Source organism: Rhizobium sp. UBA1881 (assembly GCF_002338015.1).
GTDB lineage: Bacteria > Pseudomonadota > Alphaproteobacteria > Rhizobiales > Rhizobiaceae > Rhizobium.
In genome coordinates, this window is the sequence record NZ_DDHH01000031.1 from 1 (window position 1) to 4,707 (window position 4,707).

4 protein-coding genes are annotated in these 4,707 nt (G+C 61.7%); all 4 read left to right on the forward strand.

Annotation, left to right across the window (positions count from 1 at the left end):
- The first annotated feature begins 150 nt into the window (after positions 1-150).
- On the forward strand, positions 151-2,238 hold the full coding sequence (locus B3605_RS02945; protein WP_296432177.1) for an ABC transporter substrate-binding protein: 2,088 nt from the start codon (positions 151-153) through the stop codon (positions 2,236-2,238).
- Between the two features lie 108 nt (positions 2,239-2,346).
- Positions 2,347-3,354, forward strand: coding sequence for an ABC transporter permease (locus B3605_RS02950; protein WP_112943274.1), 1,008 nt, complete (start codon positions 2,347-2,349; stop codon positions 3,352-3,354).
- 1 nt (position 3,355) lies between these two features.
- The gene (locus tag B3605_RS02955) at positions 3,356-4,489 is read left to right on the forward strand and encodes an ABC transporter permease (RefSeq protein WP_111560628.1); all 1,134 of its coding nucleotides are present in this window, start codon (positions 3,356-3,358) and stop codon (positions 4,487-4,489) included.
- Between the two features lie 14 nt (positions 4,490-4,503).
- On the forward strand, positions 4,504-4,707 hold a 204-nt coding region (locus B3605_RS02960), incomplete at its 3' end, for an ATP-binding cassette domain-containing protein (protein ID WP_349677247.1).

The window sequence follows — 4,707 nt, forward strand, 5'->3', positions numbered from 1 at the left end:
CGACGCTGCTCAAGCAGGCCGTGTAAGTTTCCCGGAGGACGGGTGGCGATGGCGTCCCAAGGAGGGGACGCCATCGCCACAAGCCCGTTTCCGGATCGTTGAGGAGAACCGGGGCAGCCGACAAGCGTCCCGATACAAAAGGGAGAGACGATGAGACATTACCGCAACCTTGGCATTCTGGCCGGACTGGCGCTGAGCGTCTCGGTCCAGGCTTTGAGCGCCTACGCCTCCGAGCCGACGACACCGCCCGTTCCGCCGCAGTTTCCGGCGGAAGGCAAGATCAATTATGTATCGAGAGATTCCATCGAGGAGTTCAAGGCGCTTCCCTCGTATAACGAGCCGGATTGGGTGAAGAAGAACTTTGTCGATACCGGCAAGCTTCCCCCGGTCAAGGACCGTCTCCCCAAGGAGCCGCTGGTCTTCAAGACCGAGAACATGGTCGATGGCATCGGCGTCTATGGCGACACGCTGCGCCACGTCATCGGCGGCCGGCCGGAAGGCTGGAATTACGGCGCCGGCCAGACTCAAGGCTGGGGCGGCATCGATATCGGCCTTTCCGAGTGCCTGACGCGTACCGCACCGCTCTTCCAGGTCGAAGCCAAGGACACCGAACCGCTTCCGAACCTTGCCAAGGGCTGGGAATGGTCCGAGGACGGCCACAAGCTCACCATGCACCTCATCGAAGGTGCCAAGTGGTCTGACGGCGTTGCCTTCAACGCCGATGACATCATGTTCTACTGGGAAGACGAAGTCGTCGATCCAAACGTCTCGCCGCTTGGCGGCGGCGCTTCGCCCGAGGCTTTCGGCGAGGGAACCACGCTGAAGAAGATCGACGACTACACCGTCGAGTGGACCTTCAAGGAAGCTTTCCCGAAGCAGTATCTCTACACGATGGCGTACCCGAATTTCTGCCCGGGCCCGTCGCATATCCTCAAGCCACAGCATCCGAAATACTCGAAGAACACCTACGACCAGTTCAAGAACGCCTTCCCGCCTGAGTACATGAACATGCCCGTCATGGGCGGTTGGGTGCCGGTTGAGTACCGTCCCGACGATATCATCGTGATGCGCCGCAACCCTTACTACTGGAAGGTCGACGAGAAGGGCAACCAGCTGCCTTACCTCAACGAGCTGCACTACAAGCTTTCGACCTGGGCGGACCGCGACGTGCAGGCCGTTGCCGGCTCCGGCGACATTTCGAACCTCGAGCAGCCGGAAAACTTCGTGGCATCGCTGAAGCGCGCCGCCGAAAAGACGGCACCCGCTCGTCTCGCCTTCGGCCCGCGCCTGATCGGATACAATCTGCGTATGAACTTCTCGGCCAATGGCTGGGGCGAACCGGATGGGCGCAGCCAGGCGATCCGCGAGCTGAACCGCAACGAGGACTTCCGCAAGGCGGTCACCATGGCTCTCGATCGCAAGGCGATCGGCGACTCGCTCGTCAAGGGTCCGTTCACGGCGATCTATCCAGGCGGCCTGTCCTCGGGCACGAGTTTCTACGACCGCAACTCCGTCGTCTACTATCCCTTCGACCTCAAGGGTGCCAAGGCGCTGCTTGAAAAGGTTGGGTTGAAGGATACCGACGGCGACGGCTTCGTGAACTTCCCCGCCGGCACCGAAGGCGGCAAGAACCTCGAAATCGTGCTGCTCGTCAACAATACCTACAGCACCGACAAGAGCCTCGCGGAAGGTGTCGTCGGGCAGATGGAAAAGCTCGGGATCAAGGTCATTCTCAATGCCCTCGATGGTCCAAAGCGCGACGACGCTCATTACGGCGGTCGTTTCGACTGGCTGATCCAGCGCAACCCGACGGAACTTGCATCCGTGGTGCAGAACACCGAGCAGCTCGCTCCGGTTGGACCGCGCACCAGCTGGCAACACCGCGCTGGCAAGGACGACAAGGTCGATCTGATGCCTTACGAGCAGCAGCTGGTCGACATCGTCAACAAGTTCCGCACCAGCCAGGACAATGACGAACGCGTCGCCCTGATGAAGCAGTACCAGAAGATCGCGACCGAGAATGTCGATACGGTTGGCCTCACGGAGTACCCGGGTGCGCTGATCATCAACAAGCGCTTCTCGAACGTACCGGCCGGAACGCCGATCTTCATGTTCAACTGGGCTGAAGATTCCGTCATCCGCGAACGCCTGTGGGTGGCTGCCGACAAGCAGGGCAAGTACGAGCTGTTCCCTGAGCAGCTGCCCGGCAAGCCCGGCGAAAAGGGCCCGATCAACTAAGTTCTCCTCCCGAAGAAACGGACCGGCCGCGCGTGATGCGCGGCCGGGCAAGATCAACAAGCCGGCCGCACCGAAAGGCGCGACTGGCAGCAAGGAGAAACGAGCCCGATGTTACGCTTCCTGCTCGTGCGCATAGCGTCCGCCATCCCCGTACTGATCATCCTGAGCATCGTGACCTTCGCGATCATCCAGGCTCCGCCGGGCGACTATGCCGATTACATCCGATCGCAGCTGATCAACCAGAGCGGCGCGTCCTTCGAAGCCGCCGAGGCGCAGGCCCAGGCCTACCGCGTTGCGCATGGCCTCGACCAGCCGATGGTCATTCAGTACTTCGCCTGGATCAAGGGCATCATCACCCAGGGTGATTTCGGCTACAGCATGTTCTACAACAAGCCGGTCGCCGACGTCGTTGGCGAACGCCTGCCGCGCACGCTGCTTCTGGCGCTGGTCTGTCACATATTCGCGTCGATCCTCGGTATCGGCTTCGGCATCTGGGCGGCCACCCGCCAGTATAGCTGGATCGACAGCCTGCTCTCGGGCATCTCCTTCCTCGGCATGACGGTGCCGCGCTTCCTGATGGCGCTGATCATCGTCTACCTGATGGTTTTCCACTTCAACGTCTCGGAAATCGGCAGCTTCTTCTCGCCGCAATATGGCGGGGCGCCGTGGTCCTGGGCGAAGTTCGCCGACCTCGTCCACCACGTCTGGCCTGTCGTCGCCATCGCCACGTTCGGAGGGCTCGCCTACAACATGCGCGTCATGCGCGGGAACCTGCTTGATACGCTGAACGCGCAATACGTCGAGACGGCCCGCGCCAAGGGTCTGTCTGGCAGCGCCGTGGTGATGCGCCATGCAGTACCCAACGCGCTGCACCCGCTCGTCATGTACCAGGGCGTCGTGCTTCCCTATATGCTGACCGGCGAAATCGAGACGGCGATCATCTTCTCGCTGCCGACGGTCGGTCCCGCGATCGTCGGATCGATGGCGGTCGGAGACGTCTATGTCACCGCCACCTTCATGATGGTTCTTTCCGCGACGCTGATTGTCGGCAACATCATCGCCGATATGCTGCTTGCCATGCTGGACCCGCGCGTCCGCCAGTACGGAGGAGCCTGATATGCTCGCCTTCGATTCCGCTCCCCCGCCGCCGCACGAAGAGACCGTCAAGGGTCTGCATAACGGCAACGAAAGCTATCTGTCGCTGGTCTGGCGTCGCCTGCGCCGTTCCTGGACCGGCATGATGGGCCTCGTCCTCGTCGGCCTGCTGCTCTTGATGGCCGTGTTCGCCGATTTTTTCGCGCCGATGGACCCCAAGGCCACTGATACCGGCTTCGCGCCGCCGCAGATGGTGAGCTTCCACGATAAGGACGGCAATCTCACCTATCCGCCGCGCGTCTATGCACTCGGCGAATCCGAGGAGCTCGATCCGGTAACGTTCCAGCCGATCGTCGGCCCCGACTATGACAATCCGCGCGTACTCGGCTTCTTCGTCAAGGGCTCGGAGTACAACCTTCTCGGCCTGATCCCGACCGACCGCCACTTCTTCGGCTCCGTCGATGGGCAGCCGGTGCATTTTCTTGGTACCGACAAGTTCGGCCGTGACGTTCTCTCGCGCGCCATCATCGGCTCGCGCATCTCGCTCACCATCGCGCTGACGGTCGTATTCATCGTCACCGTCATCGGCACCACCGTCGGCATGGTCTCCGGCTATTTCGGTGGCTCGTTCGATGCTTGGGTACAGCGCTTCGTGGAAATCGTGCTCGCCTTTCCGCAGCTGCCGCTTTATCTGGCGCTAACCTCGCTGATCCCGGTGACGGCGCCGACCAATGTGTTCCTCGCCTTCGTCATCGTCGTCATGTCGGCGCTCGGCTGGGCGCAGATGTCGCGCGAAGTGCGCGGCAAGACGCTGGCGCTCGCCCGCATCGATTACGTCCGCGCGGCCATGGCCGTCGGCGCCACGGACCGGCGCATCATCTTCCAGCACATCTTCCCGAACGTGATGAGCCACGTCATCGTTGCCGTCACGCTGCATATCCCGAGCGTCGTGCTGCTCGAATCCTTCCTCGGCTTCCTCGGCTTTGCCGTGAAGCCGCCGCTGATTTCCTGGGGACTGATGCTGCAGGACACCGCCAACTATTCGGTGATCGGCACTTATCCCTGGATCCTCGCTCCCGTCGGCTTCGTGCTCGTCACCGTCTTCGCGTTCAACGCGCTCGGCGACGGTCTGCGCGATGCGGTCGATCCCTATTGATTGAGGTGAAGAACATGGCTCTCGCACTCGTCAACTCGTTTGCCCCGCCCGTCCGCTTCGATCACGATGCGCACACGGAAAGCCCGGTCATCGACGCCCGTAACATCGGCGTCAACTTCAAGGTCGAGCATGGCACCGTGGAGGCGGTGAAGGATATTTCCTTCCAGCTCTACCGCGGGGAAACCATTGCCATCGTCGGTGAATCCGGCTCCGGCAAG

Coding starts and splice junctions, on each gene's coding strand:
- B3605_RS02945 (WP_296432177.1), top strand. CDS start 151: ATGAGACATTACCGCAACCTTGGCATTCTGGCCGGACTGGCGCTGAGC.
- B3605_RS02950 (WP_112943274.1), top strand. CDS start 2,347: ATGTTACGCTTCCTGCTCGTGCGCATAGCGTCCGCCATCCCCGTACTG.
- B3605_RS02955 (WP_111560628.1), top strand. CDS start 3,356: ATGCTCGCCTTCGATTCCGCTCCCCCGCCGCCGCACGAAGAGACCGTC.